This is a genomic window from Buchnera aphidicola (Pseudoregma panicola) (assembly GCF_039376655.1).
Taxonomy (GTDB): Bacteria; Pseudomonadota; Gammaproteobacteria; order Enterobacterales; family Enterobacteriaceae; genus Buchnera_G; species Buchnera_G aphidicola_C.
The window spans coordinates 175,295-193,517 of the sequence record NZ_CP135000.1 but is presented as its reverse complement, the minus strand read 5'-3'; the positions used below and the strand labels follow the sequence as shown (position 1 = coordinate 193,517).

General features: G+C 19.7%; 14 protein-coding genes, 3 tRNA genes and 1 rRNA gene. 3 read left to right on the top strand and 15 right to left on the bottom strand.

The genetic code is table 11. The features are described 5' to 3' along the window. Positions 1-34: 34 nt before the first annotated feature. The 5 genes from tadA to dnaQ all read right to left on the bottom strand — a co-directional run bounded on the left by tadA (position 35) and on the right by dnaQ (position 2,582). Positions 35-451: a tRNA adenosine(34) deaminase TadA gene (gene tadA / locus RJT18_RS00880; RefSeq protein WP_428994279.1), complete on the bottom strand. Its 417-nt coding sequence runs from the start codon at positions 449-451 to the stop codon at positions 35-37. Positions 452-523: 72 nt separating this feature from the next. Beyond that, positions 524-982 (bottom strand): SsrA-binding protein SmpB, encoded by a 459-nt coding sequence (smpB, locus tag RJT18_RS00875; RefSeq protein ID WP_343154945.1) that lies wholly within the window; start codon positions 980-982, stop codon positions 524-526. Between the two features lie 118 nt (positions 983-1,100). Further along, entirely contained in the window at positions 1,101-1,646 is a 546-nt protein-coding gene (locus tag RJT18_RS00870) for a nucleotide exchange factor GrpE (RefSeq protein WP_343154944.1), read from the bottom strand. Between the two features lie 99 nt (positions 1,647-1,745). Then, positions 1,746-1,819 (bottom strand) — tRNA-Asp (locus RJT18_RS00865). Positions 1,820-1,877: 58 nt separating this feature from the next. Continuing rightward, the gene (dnaQ, locus tag RJT18_RS00860) at positions 1,878-2,582 is read right to left on the bottom strand and encodes a DNA polymerase III subunit epsilon (RefSeq protein WP_343154943.1); all 705 of its coding nucleotides are present in this window, start codon (positions 2,580-2,582) and stop codon (positions 1,878-1,880) included. 43 nt (positions 2,583-2,625) lie between these two features. On the opposite strand from dnaQ, the gene rnhA reads away from it, so the two are divergent. Beyond that, positions 2,626-3,084 carry a ribonuclease HI gene (rnhA, locus tag RJT18_RS00855; RefSeq protein ID WP_343154942.1) on the top strand — a complete coding sequence of 153 codons (459 nt, stop codon included), beginning with the start codon at positions 2,626-2,628 and terminating at the stop codon, positions 3,082-3,084. A gap of 1 nt (position 3,085) precedes the next feature. On the opposite strand, the gene RJT18_RS00850 is transcribed toward rnhA, so the two are convergent. The 3 genes from RJT18_RS00850 to RJT18_RS00840 all read right to left on the bottom strand — a co-directional run bounded on the left by RJT18_RS00850 (position 3,086) and on the right by RJT18_RS00840 (position 4,888). Further along, a tRNA-Ala gene (locus RJT18_RS00850) sits at positions 3,086-3,158 on the bottom strand. 13 nt (positions 3,159-3,171) lie between these two features. Next, positions 3,172-3,249, bottom strand: a tRNA-Ile gene (locus RJT18_RS00845). A 75-nt stretch (positions 3,250-3,324) separates the two neighbouring features. Continuing rightward, a 16S ribosomal RNA gene (locus RJT18_RS00840) occupies positions 3,325-4,888 on the bottom strand. A gap of 268 nt (positions 4,889-5,156) precedes the next feature. On the opposite strand from RJT18_RS00840, the gene argS reads away from it, so the two are divergent. Further along, the gene (gene argS / locus RJT18_RS00835) at positions 5,157-6,887 is read left to right on the top strand and encodes an arginine--tRNA ligase (protein ID WP_343154941.1); all 1,731 of its coding nucleotides are present in this window, start codon (positions 5,157-5,159) and stop codon (positions 6,885-6,887) included. A gap of 27 nt (positions 6,888-6,914) precedes the next feature. Here the strand turns inward: argS and RJT18_RS00830 are convergent, their stop codons facing one another. Both RJT18_RS00830 and RJT18_RS00825 read right to left on the bottom strand, forming a co-directional pair. Next, on the bottom strand, positions 6,915-8,999 hold the full coding sequence (locus RJT18_RS00830) for a flagellar biosynthesis protein FlhA (RefSeq protein ID WP_343154963.1): 2,085 nt from the start codon (positions 8,997-8,999) through the stop codon (positions 6,915-6,917). A gap of 34 nt (positions 9,000-9,033) precedes the next feature. Next, positions 9,034-10,140: an EscU/YscU/HrcU family type III secretion system export apparatus switch protein gene (locus tag RJT18_RS00825; protein WP_343154940.1), complete on the bottom strand. Its 1,107-nt coding sequence runs from the start codon at positions 10,138-10,140 to the stop codon at positions 9,034-9,036. Positions 10,141-10,273: 133 nt separating this feature from the next. On the opposite strand from RJT18_RS00825, the gene proS reads away from it, so the two are divergent. Continuing rightward, positions 10,274-11,857 carry a proline--tRNA ligase gene (proS, locus tag RJT18_RS00820; protein WP_343154939.1) on the top strand — a complete coding sequence of 528 codons (1,584 nt, stop codon included), beginning with the start codon at positions 10,274-10,276 and terminating at the stop codon, positions 11,855-11,857. Here proS and dnaE read toward each other — a convergent pair. From dnaE to rpsB, 5 genes are all read right to left on the bottom strand, one after another. Beyond that, a complete protein-coding gene (dnaE, locus tag RJT18_RS00815) occupies positions 11,846-15,328 on the bottom strand; it encodes a DNA polymerase III subunit alpha (protein WP_343154938.1) in 3,483 nt (1,160 codons plus the stop codon). The genes proS and dnaE overlap by 12 nt on opposite strands. Before the next feature lie 31 nt (positions 15,329-15,359). Continuing rightward, positions 15,360-15,791: a hypothetical protein gene (locus RJT18_RS00810; RefSeq protein WP_343154937.1), complete on the bottom strand. Its 432-nt coding sequence runs from the start codon at positions 15,789-15,791 to the stop codon at positions 15,360-15,362. 119 nt (positions 15,792-15,910) lie between these two features. Continuing rightward, complete coding sequence (locus RJT18_RS00805) at positions 15,911-16,468, bottom strand: ribosome-recycling factor (RefSeq protein WP_343154936.1); 558 nt, start codon at positions 16,466-16,468, stop codon at positions 15,911-15,913. Positions 16,469-16,622: 154 nt separating this feature from the next. Then, positions 16,623-17,432, bottom strand: a complete 810-nt coding sequence (gene tsf, locus RJT18_RS00800) for a translation elongation factor Ts (protein WP_343154935.1) — start codon at positions 17,430-17,432, stop codon at positions 16,623-16,625. Between the two features lie 57 nt (positions 17,433-17,489). Further along, positions 17,490-18,188, bottom strand: a complete 699-nt coding sequence (gene rpsB, locus RJT18_RS00795) for a 30S ribosomal protein S2 (RefSeq protein WP_343154934.1) — start codon at positions 18,186-18,188, stop codon at positions 17,490-17,492. Positions 18,189-18,223 lie beyond the last annotated feature (35 nt).

The window sequence follows — 18,223 nt, the reverse complement described above, 5'->3', positions numbered from 1 at the left end:
AAATAATACTTATATATAAAAATATGTAAAAGTATTATTTTCTTTTATTATTAAAAAAATTTTTTATTATACTTTCACACTTACTTTTAAAAATATTATTTTTAATTTTAATATTTTTTTTTATAAAAAAGTTAAAAATATTATAATTATTATAATAATTAGAATTTGCCCCGTAAACTAATTTATATATTCTACTATTCAATACAGCTCCTAAACACATTAAACAAGGTTGCAATGTTACATATAAAGTAGTATTTAATAATCTATAATTTTTAAAAAAATAACCACCTTTTCTTAAAACAATTATCTCAGCATGAGCTGTAGGATCATTTTTTATGATAGAACTATTATATCCTTTAGCAATAATTTTGTTATTGAAAACTAATACAGCTCCTACAGGAACTTCATTTTTTTCATTAGCTTTTTTTGATAAAATTAAAGCTTTTTTCATGTAATACTCATCAAATTTATTCAACTATTTTTCCAAAATATTTTTATTAAAAAAAATCTAAAAAACATAAAATTATTTTAAAGATTTTTTTATAAATCTCATTTTTTTAATTTTCCACTCTTTCTCTTTTTTAACTGCTCTTTTGTCAAATATTTTCTTGCCTTTAGCTAAACCAATTTTTATTTTACACAAGAAATTTTTCCAAAATAAATATATAGGAACTATAGTAGTTCTTTCTCTATTAACTTTATTAAACAAATATAATATTTCTTTTTTTTTTAATAAAAGTTTAATTTTTCTATTTTCTTTATATTTTTCATTCTTTATAGAATTATTAAGAAATTTAATGTTAGAATTAATTAAATATGCATTATTTTTTAATATAGAAATATAACTGTTTGATATATTTATATTATTTTTTCTTATAGATTTTATTTCCCATCCTTTTAATATAAGACCAGCATTAATTGTTTTAATTATATCAAAACTATAATATACTTTTTTATTAAACAAAAAAATTTTTTTTTTCATATGTACAAAATTTATAAAATAAATATATATTTTTTAATAAAAAATATAAATATTATATTTTATTTTACAATAAATTTATATATTAATATATATAAATTTTTAAATTAAAAATATAATATTAATTTAATTTTTTGTTAACAACTACCATAGCTGGTCTCAACAATCTATCATATAATAAATATCCTTTTTGTACTATATTAATTACTAAATCATTTGCTATTTTTTTAGAATAAGAAACGGATATTGCTTGATGAATATTTGGGTTAAATTTTACATTTATTTCTTTTATTTCGAAAATTTTAAATTTACTTAGTATTTTTATAAAACTTTCTAATACATTTTCTAATTCAATTAAAAAATTTTTAACAATTATATTTTTTATATTATTTTTTAATTTTATAGCTATTTCTAAACTATCTAGTATAGGAATAACATCCAAAATAATTTTTTCTAAAGAAAACTTATAACTATTTTCTATTTCTAAATTCAATCTTTTTATATTTCTTTCTAAATTTTTTTTTATATTTATCTTTTTTTCTAATATTTCTTTATTTAATTTTTCTATTTTTATTAAAATTTTTTTATATTTTAATGATAATTCTTTTTTTTCTATTTTTAAAATTTTTATTTTATTTTTTGAAGAAACTTTATGTTTTTTTTTCATATTAATACCTAAACATTTTTTTTTTAATAAAAATTTTACATTTTAATAATATAAAAAATTTAAAATTAAATTGATAAAATATAATATATTTATAAATTTCGGTGCGGACGGGATTTGAACCCGTGACCCCCGGCGTGACAAGCCGATATTCTAACCAACTGAACTACCGCACCAATAACATTTTATATTATATTATATAAAAATTTATAAATCAATTTTTTTATAAAAAAATTATAAAAATTTTTTATTTTTTTTAATTTTTTTTAAATATTTTTCATGTAATAATATTTCTGATTTGTTTGCTAATTTTAATATATTTTTAAGAAACTTTTTTTTATATTTTTTAGGTAAATCATATTTTTTTTTTTCTACAAAAAAATTAATTTTTTTTTGTTTTCTTGTCATTCTAATATATAGTTCAGATAATATTTTTGCATCTAATATAGCACTGTGAAAATTTCTATTAAAATTTTTTATTTTATATCTCTTGCATAAAATATCTAAAGTATTTTTTTTACCAGGATATAAATTTCTAGCTATAATTAATGTATCTATTACATTACATATTTTATTAATTTTATTTATTTTATTTTTCATTATAGATAATTCATATTCTAAAAAATTTATATCAAAAGAAGCATTATGAATAATTAAATCGGAATCTTTTATAAAATTAATAAATTTTTCTGATATATCAGAAAAAAAAGGTTTATCTAACAAAAAATCATTAGATATTCCATGTATTTTAAAAGCTTTTTCTTCTATTTCTCTTTTAGGATTTAAATAACAATGAAATTTTTTATTAGTTAATTTTCTATTTATTATTTCAACAGCTCCTATTTCGATAATTCTATGTTTTTTAACATTTTTATCTAAAATAGAATTTATCCCTGTAGTTTCTATATCTAAAACTATTTTTTTTTTATATTTTTTCATATAAAATTTATTATATAACTTTATTAAGTTAGGTTTTAAAAAAATGAAATTTGTAGAAATTTATACAGATGGTTCATGTATTAAAAATCCAGGACCTGGAGGCTATGGAATTTTATTAAAATATAAAAACTATAAAAAAACTTTTAGTAAAGGTTTTTTTTTTACCACAAATAATAGAATGGAATTAATTGCAGCTATAGAAGGATTAAAACATTTAAAAAAAAAATGTATAGTAAAAATTATTACAGATAGTAAATATTTAAAATTAGGAATATCAATATGGATAAAAAAGTGGAAAAAAAAAAATTGGAACACAATAAGAAAAAAAAAAATAAAAAATTTAGATTTATGGAAAAAATTAAATAAACTAAATAAAATTCATAAAATAGAATGTATTTGGATAAAAAGTCATTCAGGAAATCATGAAAATGAAATTTGTGATAAATTAGCTAAAAAAGCTTCTAAAAATCCTATTATAGAAGATTATGAATATACAAAATAATTGGAGCTAAGCGGTATCGAACCGCTGACCCCCTGCGTGCAAAGCAGGCGCTCTCCCAGCTGAGCTATAGCCCCATAAAAAAATATATGGTAGGCCTGAGTGGATTTGAACCACCGACCTCACCCTTATCAGGGGTGTGCTCTAACCAATCTGAGCTACAAGCCTATTTTATGATCAGAACAAACATATATATTAGAAAATTTGTGTGGGCACGTTACTTAATAATCAAGAATATTATTGTAAGGAGGTGATCCAACCGCAGGTTCCCCTACAGTTACCTTGTTACGACTTCACCCCAGTTATGAACCACAAAGTGGTAAGCGCTCTCCTAAATAAAAAAGGTTAAGCAACCTGCTTCTTTTGCAATTCACTCCCATGGTGTGACGGGCGGTGTGTACAAGGCCCGGGAACGTATTCACCGTGACATTCTGATTCACGATTACTAGCGATTCCGACTTCGTGGAGTCGAGTTGCAGACTCCAGTCCGGACTTAGATATATTTTATGAGGTTAGCTTATTTTCGCAAATTTGCATCTCTTTGTATATACCATTGTAGCACGTGTGTAGCCCTGGTCGTAAGGGCCATGATGACTTGACGTCGTCCTCACCTTCCTCCGGTTTATAACCGGCAGTCTCTCCTGAGTTCCCAGCTTTACCTGATGGCAACAGAAGATAAGGGTTGCGCTCGTTGCGGGACTTAACCCAACATTTCACAACACGAGCTGACGACAGCCATGCAGCACCTGTCTCATAGTTCCTAAAAAAGGCACTTTTTTATCTCTAAAAAATTCTATGGATGTCAAGACCAGGTAAGGTTTTTCGCGTTGCATCGAATTAAACCACATGCTCCACCGCTTGTGCGGGCCCCCGTCAATTCATTTGAGTTTTAGCCTTGCGACCGTACTCCCCAGGCGGTCGACTTATCGCGTTAGCTTCGGAAGTCATATCTCTAGGAAACAACCTCCAAGTCGACATCGTTTACGGCATGGACTACCAGGGTATCTAATCCTGTTTGCTCCCCACGCTTTCGCACCTCAGTGTCAGTATTCGTCCAGGAGGTCGCTTTCGCCACAGGTATTCCTCTAGATATCTACGCATTTCACCGCTACACCTAGAATTCTACCTCCCTCTACGATACTCTAAAAGTTTATTAGTTTCAAATGCAGTTCCTAAGTTAAGCTTAGGCATTTCACATCTGACTTAATAAACAACCTACGTGCTCTTTACGCCCAGTAATTCTGATTAACGCTAGCACCCTCCGTATTACCGCGGCTGCTGGCACGGAGTTAGCCGGTGCTTCTTCTTTAAGTAACGTCAGGGTAAAAGATTATTAATCTATTACTTTTCTTCCTTAACGAAAGTACTTTACAACCCAAAGGCCTTCTTCATACACGCGGCATAGCTGCATCAGGCTTGCGCCCATTGTGCAATATTCCCCACTGCTGCCTCCCGTAGGAGTCTGGACCGTATCTCAGTTCCAGTGTGGCTGTTTGTCCTCTCAGACCAGCTAGAGATCATAGCCATGGTATGCTTTTACCACACCATCAAGCTAATCTCGTCTGGGTTCATTAAAAAGCGCAAGGTCTTTAATAAAAGATCCCCTGCTTTAGTTCTAAAACATTATGCGGTATTAGCTGTCGTTTCCAACAGTTATCCCCCTCTTTTCAGTAGATCCCCAGATATTACTCACCCGTTTGCCGCTCGCCGACAAAAATTATAAAAACTTTTTTCGCTGCCGCACGACTTGCATGTGTTAGGCTTGCCGCCAGCGTTCAATCTGAGCCATGATCAAACTCTTCAATTTTAAAAATTGAAATATTACTTATAAATCAATGAAAATATTAATATATTTTCTTAATTAAAAAGACGTACCCACACAAATTTTCTAATATTTTTTAAAGAACGTTTATTAATTTACTTTAATAAGATTATATTTTTTTTTTAGTTTTGTCAACAATTTTTATTTTAATTTCTCATAATTTTTTTATTAATAAAAATTGTTTAAAAAAAAATATGAAAAAAAAATTGTTATAATATAATAAAATATATAAATTAATTTTTTTTTGAAAAATATGAAAATTAAAGAAAAAATAATAAAAGAAACAATAAGATCATTAATTTTAAATGGATCTGAAAAAAATTGTGATCCAATAATTATAAAATCTTCTAATAAACAAAAATCCGATTATCAGTCTAATGGAATAATGAAAATAGCAATAAAATTAAAAAAAAATCCTAAAAAATTTGCTAAAAATGTTGCTAAAAATATAAATAAAAAAAATTTTTTAAAAAAAATTACTGTTTCTGATCCATGCTTTATAAACTTTTTTATAAATTCAAAATTTATTGAAAAAAGACTAGAAAATATACTAATTTGTAAAAGATTAAAAATAAAAAAACAAAATAAAAAAAAAATTGTTATAGATTATTCTTCTCCAAATATAGCAAAAAATATGCATGTAGGTCATCTTAGATCTACAATAATAGGAGATGCAATGGTAAGAATAATGGAATTTTTAGGACATAATGTAATTAGAGAAAATCATATAGGAGATTGGGGGCATCAATATGGAATGCTTATAACATATATAAAAGAAAAAAATATAAAAAATATATCAAAAATAAAATTAAAAGAACTAGAAGATATTTATAAAAAATCAAAAAGAAAATTTAATAGATCTAAAGATTTTAAAAAAAAATCTAAAAAATCTTTAATAAAAATGTATAAAAATAATAAAAAATATATATCTGTTTGGAAAAAAATCGTTAATATAACATTATCAGAAAATAAAAAAATTTATAAAACTTTAAACATTACATTAAAATCTAAACATATAAAAGGAGAGAGTTTTTATAGAAATATGTTAAAAAATATAATTTTGGATTTAAAAAAAAAAAAAATTGCAAGAAAAAAAAATGGAAAATTAATAGTTTATCTAAAAAAATTTAAAAATAAATTAGGAAAAAAAATGGGAGTAATAATACAAAATGAAGATAAAACATTTTTATATTCCACAATAGATATTGCATGTATAAAACATAGATCAAAAATTATTAAAGCAAATAAAATAATGTATTATATAGATTATAGACAGAAAAGATATTTAGAACAAGTTTTAGAAATATCTAAAAAAGCAAAATATATATCTAAAAATTTGTCTATAAATCATTATGAATTTGGCACTATATTAAACAAAAAAAATAAACCATTTATGACAAGAAAAGGAAAAACAATAAAATTATATGATTTAATAAAAAAATCAATAAAAAAATCTAAAAAAATAATTTTAGAAAAAAATAATAAAATAAATAGAAAAATATTAAAAAAAAGATCAAAAATAATTGGAATAGGTGCAATAAAATATTTTGAACTTTCTAAAAATAGAAAAAAAAATTATGTTTTTAATTGGAAAAAAATTTTAAAATTAGATGGAAACACTTATATATATATACAATATGCATATTCTAGAATTTTCTCTATAGTAAAAAAATCAAAAATTAATATAAAAAAAATAAAAGATAAAATTATTATTACAAATTTAGAAGAAAGAAAAATATCTATAAAAATTTTACAATTTGAAGAAATAATAGATGATATATCAAAAAATAGTTATCCTCATATATTATGTAATTATTTATATAATTTATCTACAAATTTTTCAAAATTTTATGAAAAGTATTACATTTTATCTGAAAAAGATAAAAAAATTAAAATTAGTAGAATAAAATTAATATTAATAATTTCTAAAATAATAAAAATAGGATTAAATTTATTAGGAATAAAAACTATTAAAAAAATATAAAAAATTTTTTATAAAAAATGTTAAACATTACATTTTTCCTATTATACTGGTAGATTTTATAATAAATTTATTTGGTATTTCTAAAAAAGACAATACATGTAACATATAAAATTTTTGTCTTAAAAATTTTGATAAAATAAATCTTAATGAATGATTAACTATAAGAACTAAAAAACCATTAATTTTTATTTGATTTTCTATAGCTAATTTAGTTTGTAGTAATATTTTATTAGCTAAATCTGGCTCAAAAACATCTTTATTATTTATAGATCTTTCTAATATAGTTTCTAATTGATCATCCAAACTTATTATTTTAACTTCATTTTTATTTTTAAAAATTTGTTGAGAAATAAATTTTCCTAATGAAATTCTAACTATACTAGTTAACTCATTAGGATTTTTTGTAACAGAAGCATTATGTATTAAAGTTTCTATTATAGTTCTAATATCTCTTATATATACATTTTCATGCAATAAATTTTTTAGTATTTGATTAAAAGTAGATAAACTAATAACATTTGGAATAAATTCATCTATTAACTTAGGTATTTTTGAATTTAAATTTTCTAACAATTGTTGTGTTTCATAACAACCTAATAGTTCATCTAAATTTTGTTTTAAAATATTATTCAAATTTGAAACTAATAAAGAAGAAGAATCTATAACAGTAAAACCATTTTTTTTAGCTTCTTCTTCATATTTTTTTTTTATCCAAAAAGATTTCATATTATATATAGGATCTAAACATTTTTTTATATAAGGAAAAGAAATTTTAATTTTTTTATTATTGTCAATTATCATAATTAAATTGTAAAATAATTCACCTCTATAAAATTCTGCTCCTTTTATATATATTACATATTCATTTTCATTTAATAAAAAATTATTTTTTATGTTTACATAAGATGGTAAAAAACCAATTTTATTAGCAAAATTTTTTCTAATAAATTGAATTTTCTTGATCATATTATTTTTTTCTACTTTGTCTAAATAACTAAATATACCCTTTCCTAATTCTACTCTTATAGTATCTTCTATTACAACGTCTTTCCAAGATACATCTTTTAATTTTTTTTTAAATTTATAAATTTTTTTAATATTTAATTTATTAAATGAATCGTCCTTAAAATATAAAATAGCTCCAAACATAAATAAAACTAATGATGTAAATAAAAAGATTATGTTAGGCATTCCAGGTATTAATCCAAAAATTAATAATACAACACTACTAAAAAAAAATACTTTAAAACTATTAAAGAGTTGACTAATAATTTGTTCACTTATATTTTTGTTAGTACTTATTCTAGTAACCATAACTCCAGCAGAAGTGGATATTAATAAAGAAGGAATTTGAGCAACTAATCCATCACCTATAGTTAAAAGAGAATAAGTTTCAAAAGCTCTATAAAAATTCATATTATGATGTATAGTTCCTACTAATATACCACCAATTATATTTATAAACATAATTAATATTCCAGCTATTGCATCTCCTCTTACAAATTTATTAGCACCATCCATAGAACCATAAAAATCAGATTCTTGAGAAACTTGTTTTCTTCTTTTTATTGCTTCTTTTTCACCTATTATACCTGAACTTAAATCAGCATCTATAGACATTTGCTTACCTGGCATTCCATCTAATGCAAATCTAGCACCAACTTCAGCTATTCTTCCTGATCCTTTAGTAATAACTATAAAATTTATTATAATTAATATTATAAATATTACTATTCCTGTAAAAAAATTATTTCCTACTAAAAAATGTCCAAAAGATTCTATAACATTTCCAGCAGATGAATATCCAAGATGACCATTTATTAATATTACTCTAGTAGAAGCTATATTTAATGATAATCTTAGTAATGTTGAAAATAACAATATAGTAGGAAAAGAAATAAATTCTATTATGTTTTTTGTAAACATAGAAGATAAAAGAATCATAATAGATAAAACTATATTAAAAGTAAAAAATATATCTAATAAAAATGTAGGTAATGGTAATATTATCATAGATAGCAACATTAATAATGTTGCTGGAGCATAAAATAAATTCCAACTAATTTTTTTAATATCTTTTAAAATATTTTTAAACATTGAAAAATTTAATATCATATTTTATTATCTCTAAATTTTTAAAATTAATTTATATTTTTTTATTAAATATTGGTTTTTTACCACCTGACAACATCCATTTTTTCATTTTCCATGACCAATTTATAACTTCTGCAATTGACATATATAATTTTTCTGGTATATATTTCCCTGATTTTCCATATTTATGTAATTTCATAGTAATTTCAGTATTTTTAAGAATAGGTATCATATTTAATGATGCAATTTTTTTTACATTATGTATTTCTTCTTTAGAAATCTTTCTTAATATTTTAGGTGCATTCATAGTATTTTTATCATATTTTATAGCAATACAAAAATGATTTGAATAATCTAATAAAATAACATCTGATTTAGAAATATTATAATTTTTTAAAATGTTAAATTTTTCTTTTATTCTTCTATTTAAAATATTTTTAACATTTGGATTTCCTTCTATTTTTTTAAATTCTTCTAAAATTTCATGTTTAGACATTTTTAAATTTTCATAATAACTATTATATTCTAAATAAAAATCTATAATAGATATTGGTATAAAAGAAAACATTCCAACTAAACAAAAAAAAATAAATGTTTTAAAAAAATAAAAAATATTTACATTATAATCATTAATAAAAAAAATATTTAATATTTCAAAAGTTTTTTTATAAATAAAAAATGAAAAAATTAATATTATAAAAAAAAACTTTATTAATATTTTAGTTAATTCTAAAAACATATTATAAGAAAATTTTTCTTGAATTCTATTAAATATATTTAAATTTTTAAAATTAAAATTTATATTTTGTATATTAAATCTTATTTTTCCATATAAAAATAATATTAATATGTTAACTAATGAAGGTAATAATAAATAAAATAAAAAATATAATATTTTTTCTTTTATAAAATATGTTAAATTTAAAAAAACATTTTCTTTAATTGAAAAAATATCAAATTTAAAACTTTTTATAAAAAAATTTATAGAATTATAATAAATATCATTCTTAAATATATAAAAAATATAAAAATTTATAAATAAAAATAATAAAAAATTTAATTCTTTAGAATTTATTCTTTTACCTTCTGATTCAGCCTTTTTTAATTTATGCTCAGATGGATCTTCAGTTTTATCTTCATCAAAATTATTTTCAGACATAATTAACCCAAAATTATATTATAATAAATTTAAAACTTATATTATATAAATAACATTATATAATTAAAATATTTTAAAATATATATAAAATTTTTTACAAAATTTATATAATAAAAATTTTATAGGAAAAAAAATGAGAACTAGTAAATATATATTTTTTATAAGAAGAAAAAAACATGAAAAGAAAACAAATATAAATGAATTGATGTTAAGATCAGGATTAATAAGAAAAATATCATCTGGAATATATACTTTTTTGCCTTTAGGAGTAAGAATAATAAAAAAAATAGAAAAAATAATTAGAGAAGAGATGGAAAGAAATAATGCTATGGAAATAATAATGCCTGTTTTACAACCTTTATCATTATGGAAAAAAAGTGGAAGAGAAAAAATTTTTGGAAATGAACTATTTAAAGTAATAGATAGAAAAAAAAAATTTTTTGTACTTTCTCCTACACATGAAGAAATTGTAACATATATATTTTCAAAAGAAATAAAATCATATAAAAAATTTCCTATAATGTTTTATCAAATACAAACAAAATATAGAGATGAAATAAGACCAAAAGCAGGAACTATAAGATGTAAAGAATTTATTATGAAAGATGCTTATTCATTTCACATAGAAAATAAATCTATGAAAAAAACGTATTTAAAAATTTATAGATCATATATAAACATTTTCAATTACTTAAAAATAAAATTTTATGTAATAAAAACAGAATCAAAAAAAATGGGAGGAAACATATCTCATGAATTTCATTCAATTTCTAAATATGGAGAAAATAATATATTAATATCAAATAAAAATAACATTGCTAAAAAAATATACATAAAAAAAATAGTAAAAAAAAATAAAAATACAATATTAAAAAAAATAAATAATTTTATAAAAATATTTTTAATAAAATCTAATAAAAATAAAAATTATATAATAGCAATGATAAATAAAGATTTTACTTTAGATATAGAAAAAATAAAAAAATATTATAAAGATAATACAATTCAGTTAGAAGAAAAAAAAAATATAAAAAAATTTTATAAAAAAATAAAAAGTTCAAATAATATATTTGAAAAAAAAAATAATATTATAATAGATTCACAAATATTAAAAACAAAAAGTTTTTATATATATAAAAAAATAAATAAAAATAAAAAATTAAAATTTTTAAAAATAAAAAAAAATATGTTATGGAAAGAAAAATATAAAATAAAAAAAAGTATAGAAATAGCTCATATATTTCAAATTGGAAAAAAATATTCTAAAAAAATTAATTTTTTTATAGAAAATAAAAAAAAAAATAAAAAAATTATAAAAATGGGATGTTATGGAATAGGAATTAGTAGACTAATACCATCTATAATAGAACAAAACTATGATAAAAATGGAATTATATGGCCATCAAAAATCTCTCCATTTAAAGTAATTATATTACCTATAAATAAACATAAAGAAACAAAAGTAAATAAAATTTCAGAAATTATTTATAAAAAATTTAAAAAAAATAATATAGAAGTAATAATAGAAGATAGAAAAATTTCTCCAGGACAAATGTTTTTTGAATCAGAACTAATTGGAATAACCCATATTATTATTATTAATAAAATAAATTTGAAAAAAAAATATATAGAATATAGAAACAGAATATCTAACATAAAAAAATTAATATCTATAAAAAAAATTAAAAAAATGATAAAAAAAAAATTATTTTTTTAAAATTTTAAAAAAATTTTTTCCTAAAAATAATTCTAATTTATTAAAAAGTTCATTTTTAGGAAAAACAAAACAACTTTTTACCAAAAAATATTTTTTTAAATTATTAAAACTATTTTTATAAATTTTTATACATAAATTTCCATAATTATATTTTTTAATTATTGAGAAAACATTTTTTTCAATATTTTTTTTTAAAATATTAATATCTATAAATATTATAATTTTATTTAAATATTTATTTCTTAATTCTTCTAAATTATTATATTTAATAGCTATTATTCTAATTTTATTCAAAAATTTATCAAAAACTATTTTTCCTTTTATAAATATAAATTTTTGTTTTTGTATAAATTGTTTATATCTATTTTTAAAAAATTTAAAAAATATAATTTCTATTTTATGGAAGCAATCATCTAAAATAACTGATATAATTTTATTGTTGTTTTTAGATATAATTTTTCTAAAAGAACTTATTATCCCAAAAATTGATACTGTTTTATTCAAAAAACATTTTTTATATATTTTTCTTATTCTTATAATTTTTTTATATTTTTTTATTTCTTTTAAATACTTTGTAACAGGATGTAAACTCAAATACATACCTAAAGACAAATATTCTTTTTTAATTTTTTCTTCTTCAGTAAAATTTAATAAACATTTTTTTTTAAATTTTATTATATTATTATAATCTTCATATATATTATTAAACAAATTATTTTTAATAAAATCTTTATTTTTAATATATTGAATAGACAATTTCATTATACTTTTTAAAGATTCTTTTAAAACAAATCTGTCTAAATTAAAACAGTCAAAAGATCCAGAAAATACTAATTTTTCTAGTATAGAAAAAGTAATTTTTTTACAAGAAGTTCTTATACATAAATCCAATATATTTCTAAAAATACCATTTTTATTTCTTTCTTTTAATATAACTTTTATAGAAGACATTCCTATTCCTTTAATAGCTCCTAAAGCATATATTATATTATTTTTATATACATTAAAATTATAAAAACTATAATTTATATTAGGAGAAATTATGTTTATCTTCATCCTTCTGCATTCATCTATAAGAATAACTAATCTATTTGTTTTATCTATTTCTGCATTCATTACTGATGACATAAATTCTGATGGATAATATGTTTTTAGCCACATTGTTTGATATGTTATCATAGCATATGCAGTAGAATGAGATTTATTAAATCCATATCCAGCAAATTTTTCTAATAAATCAAAAATTTTTGAAGAAAAATTTTTATTTATTCCTTTTTTAACTGCTCCATTATTAAAAAAATCTCTTTGCTTTTTCATTTCTTTTGGATCTTTTTTAGAAATAGCTCTTCTGAAAATATCCGCGTTTCCTAAAGTATATCCAGATAAAATTTGAGCTATTTGCATTACTTGTTCTTGATATAAAATTATTCCATAAGTAGACTTTAAAATTGGCTTTAAAGAAATATCTTGCCAATTTTTATCAGGATAATATATCTTTTCTATACCATTTTTTCTGTCAATAAAATTTTTAACCATTCCTGATTGCAATGGGCCTGGTCTAAACAATGCAACTAAAGCAATTATATCTTCAAAAGAATTAGGATTCATTTTTCTTATTAAACTTTGCATTCCTTTAGATTCTAATTGAAATATAGCTATTGTATTAGCATTTTTGAATAATTTAAAAACTTTCTTATCAGTTAAATCTATTCTATTTATATCTATTTTTATAAATTTATTAAAATTAGATTTTTTTATTAATGATAAAGTACTTTGTATTAATGTTAAAGTTCTTAATCCTAATAAATCAAACTTTATTAATCCAAGTTTTTCCAAATCATTTTTGTCAAATTGTGTTATAGAATTATTACAATCTTCGTCAAAACATAAAGGAACATGATTAATAATTTTATTAGGAGATATTATTACTCCACCTGAATGTTTACCTACATTTTTTACTACTCCTTCTAATTTCTTAGATATATCTACTATAGTTTTTATATCTATATCTTTTTCATACAATTTTTTTAGATCTTCTTGATTTTGAAACGCCTCATTTATAGTAATTCTAAAATTCATTGGAACTAATTTAGAAATATAATTTATAAATCCATAAGGATAACCAAGAACTCTTCCTACATCTCTTATAACAGATTTTGCAGACATGGTTCCAAAAGTAATTATTTGAGAAACATAATCCTTTCCATATACTTTAGCAATATGATTAATAACTTCATCTCTTCTTTCCATACAAAAATCTATATCAAAATCAGGCATAGATAATCTTTCTGGATTCAAAAATCTTTCAAACAATAAATTAAAATCCATAGGATTAATTTCTGTTATAAACAATGCATAAGCTACTAAAGATCCAGCACCTGACCCTCTCCCAGGACCAACTGGAATATTTTTTTTTTTAGCCCATAGTATAAATTCCATTACTATTAAAAAATAACCAGAAAAACCCATTTTATTTATTATCTTTAATTCATAAGATAATCTTTTATAATATTTTTCTAAAATATTTTTATTTATTTTTTTTTTATAAAAAATAGTTTTTAATCTTTTTTTCATACCATAATATGATTTTTTTATTAAAAACTTTTCAGAAGATAAATTATTTTTTAAAAATTTTGGTAAAAAATATTTTTTATAAGAAAAAATCACATTACAACGTTTTGATATTTCAACACTATTTTTAACTGAATCGTATATATCAGAAAATAAGTTTAACATTTTATTTTCAGATTTAAAATATTGATTTTTAGTATAATTATAATTGTTATCTATATTAGATATAGATATTCCTTTACTTATACACACTCTTATTTTATGAACATAAAAATCACTTTTATTAATAAATACTACTTTATTAGTAGCTACAACCGGTATATTATAAATATAAGAAATTTTTAATATTTTTTGTATAAAAAATTCTTCATTAAACATTTTTATTCTAACTATTTCTAAATAAAAAGAATCATAAAAATATTTTTTGAAAAAATTTAAATATTTTTCTAAAATATAAGTATTTTTTTCTTCTAAATAATTTTTAAATTTATAAAAAAAATCAAAATTTATTATTAATAATAAACCTTCTGAATTATTTTTTAAAAAATTTGAATTAATATAATTTATTTTTTTTTTTTTATATAAATTATTTTTTTGTAATTTTGAAGATATTATAATTAAATTATTATAACCAAAATAATTTTTAGCAAATAAAATTACTTTAACATATTCATTTGAAAACTTTATTTTTAAGCTAATTCCTAATATTGGTTTTATACCATAATAATGAGAAATATTATAAAATTTTAATATTCCAAACATATTTCCAAAATCATTTATACCTAAAGCAGTCATATTTAAATCAAAAGCTTTTTTCAACAAATTTTTTGGTTTATTAAATCCATCTGTAATAGAATAATCTGATCTTAAGTTTAAATGAACAAATTTAAAATTTTTCATAATGTCTCTAAACAAAAATATTTTTAAAAAATTACTTTATAATACATGAAAATCTTGAAATACATGCAATTTTGTCTTTTACAATTACCTTTCCGTCAAATATGTACATATTTAAAACTTTTTTTACAACATTTACTTCTCCAAACAAATTATCTTTATATAAAATTGGAAAAAAAAATTTTGCATTTTTTATTTTAGCTAAATAAAACATTTTATAATTATTAAACTTTTCACTTTTATAAATTAACATTAAAGAAGATTGATGCAAAAATTCTAAAATTAAAACACCTGGATAAACTGAATTTATATTTTTAAAAAAATGTTTTTTTAAAAAAAAATCATTTTTTTTAATTGTTTTAAAAGATCTAATAAAAATATTTTCTTTAATATACATTATCTTGTCTATTAACAACATTGGATTTTTATATGGAGAAAAACTTAAAAGATTTTTATAATTTGTCATTTTAATAATTTAAAATATATAATAAAATATATAAATAATATATTATTAAACATTTTTTTTAAAACAAAATATTTAAAAAATATTAAAATATTTTTAAATATATTATATAATAAACACTATTAAGAATTTTCTAAATCAAATTTTTTAGAAGTTAATATACAATCAATATTTTTTATAAAATCATTTGTTATATTTTGTACTATTTTTTCTATTCTATATTTATCATCTTTATTAATTTTTTTATCTAAATACATATTATTAAATTTTGTATTAATATCTCTTCTAATTATTCTAATATCAATTTTTGCATTTTCTCCTTCTTTATAAACAAATTTTATTAATTGAATTCTTTTTTCTTTAGTTAAAAAAGGTACAGAAACAAATATATTATTATTTTGTTCATAAGAAGTTAAACCAATATTAGATTTGGATATTGAATTTATTACATTATTTTTTAAAGATTCGTCAAACAAATTTATTTTTAAAGTTCTATTATTATGAACAATAATTCTAGAAATTTTATTTAAAAAAACTTTTTTTCCATAACATTCTATTTTAATATTTTCTATAAGAGAAATATTAGCTACACCAGCTCTTATTAAATCTACTTTTTTTTTAAAACAATCAATACAAAAAATCATTTTTTTTGTAGCATAATTTTTAGCATAATTAATCAAAATATACCTCAACAAAATATTTTTAAAAATATAGAAAATATTTAAATATATTATATACTTTTTTATATAAAAATATATAAAATATTAATTAACGAAAAAATATTATAGAAGCTGTTTAACAGCTTCTAAAAATTTTTAAATTTATATTTTTTTTTTAAATCTCTAATCTTATAAAATTTTCTATTACAATATTATTTTCTTTAGTAAATTGATCTATAGTTTTCTTTTCATCTATAGCAAAATTTTGTTCCATTAAAATTAATTTAGAAAAAAATTTTTTGACTTTTCCTTTTACTATTATATTAAAATATTTTACAGGCTTTTTTAATTTTTTAGTCAATTCTGAATGAATTATAATTTCTTTATCAATAGTTTCTTTAGGAATATCTTTAAATGTCAAATATTTAGGTTTTTTAGCTATTATATGCATAGCAATTTGTTTTAAAATATTTTCATCTATATTAAAATTTTTATAATTATTTTTACTATATGCAGATATCAATACTCCTATTCTATTACAATGAACATAACTATAAATATTTTTTCCTGAAATATAATAAAATCTATTAATTAAAATATTTTCATTAACTTTATTTAAAAGTTTAATTCTATCTTTTTCAAAAACTTTTTTTATTTTATTTATATTTTTACAAAAATTTTTTATAGAATATTTTAATATTTTTTTTCCAAATTTTTTAAAATATTCACTTTTAGAAACAAAATCTGTCTGACATTTTATTTCTAATATTACCCCAAAATTATTCTTAATAGAAGAAAGTATAATACCATTGTTAGTTTTATTTATTTTTTTTTCTTCTGCTTTTATAATTCCTCTTTTTCTTAAATTAAAAATAGCTTCTTTTATATTACCTTTAGTATTTATTATTTCATTTTTACATTCTAAAATGCCTATTCCAGTTCTTTTTCGCAATTTTTTAATTATACTATAAGAAACATTTTTCATAAATTTCTTTCCTAAAATATACAAAATTAAATTATAGATTTTATTTTATATAAAAAATTATATTTTTTTTATAACTTGATTTTCTTTTTCACATATTGCTTCTTTTATAACATTTAAATATAACTTTATAGATCTTATTGAATCATCATTTCCTGGAATTATAAAATCTATTCCATCAGGACTAGAATTAGTATCTACTATTGAAAAAACTGTAATACCTAAATTTTTAGCTTCAGAAATAGCAATTTTTTCATAATCAGCATCTATGACAAATAATGCATCAGGAAGACCACCCATATTTTTTATTCCGCCTAAACTACTCTCTAACTTTTTAAGTTTTCTAACTTTTAATAATACTTCTTTTTTTGTAAGTTTTTTGAAAGTTCCATCTAAAGATTCCGATTCTAAATCTTTTAATCTTTTAATAGATTGTCTTACCGTTTTCCAATTTGTCAACATTCCACCTAACCATCTATTATTTACATAAAATTGTTTACATGAAACAGCAGTTTTTTTTATTATTTTAGAAGCTACTTTTTTAGTTCCAACAAATAAAATTTTATTTCCTTTACTACACATTTTTTTTAACTCTATAATAGCATTATTAAATAATGGTAAAGTTTTTTCTAAATTTATAATGTGAACTTTATTTTGAGATCCAAAAATAAACGGTTTCATTTTAGGATTCCAATATCTAGTTTGATGACCAAAATGAACTCCAGAAGTTATCATATCTTTCATAGATATAGTTTTCATAAAAATATATTTTCCTATTTTTTTATATAAAAATA

Coding starts and splice junctions, on each gene's coding strand:
- RJT18_RS00810 (WP_343154937.1), bottom strand. CDS start 15,791: ATGACAAATTATAAAAATCTTTTAAGTTTTTCTCCATATAAAAATCCA.
- rnhA (WP_343154942.1), top strand. CDS start 2,626: ATGAAATTTGTAGAAATTTATACAGATGGTTCATGTATTAAAAATCCA.
- argS (WP_343154941.1), top strand. CDS start 5,157: ATGAAAATTAAAGAAAAAATAATAAAAGAAACAATAAGATCATTAATT.
- smpB (WP_343154945.1), bottom strand. CDS start 982: ATGAAAAAAAAAATTTTTTTGTTTAATAAAAAAGTATATTATAGTTTT.
- tadA (WP_428994279.1), bottom strand. CDS start 451: ATGAAAAAAGCTTTAATTTTATCAAAAAAAGCTAATGAAAAAAATGAA.
- dnaQ (WP_343154943.1), bottom strand. CDS start 2,582: ATGAAAAAATATAAAAAAAAAATAGTTTTAGATATAGAAACTACAGGG.
- RJT18_RS00870 (WP_343154944.1), bottom strand. CDS start 1,646: ATGAAAAAAAAACATAAAGTTTCTTCAAAAAATAAAATAAAAATTTTA.
- rpsB (WP_343154934.1), bottom strand. CDS start 18,188: ATGAAAACTATATCTATGAAAGATATGATAACTTCTGGAGTTCATTTT.
- dnaE (WP_343154938.1), bottom strand. CDS start 15,328: ATGAAAAATTTTAAATTTGTTCATTTAAACTTAAGATCAGATTATTCT.
- proS (WP_343154939.1), top strand. CDS start 10,274: ATGAGAACTAGTAAATATATATTTTTTATAAGAAGAAAAAAACATGAA.
- tsf (WP_343154935.1), bottom strand. CDS start 17,432: ATGAAAAATGTTTCTTATAGTATAATTAAAAAATTGCGAAAAAGAACT.
- RJT18_RS00825 (WP_343154940.1), bottom strand. CDS start 10,140: ATGTCTGAAAATAATTTTGATGAAGATAAAACTGAAGATCCATCTGAG.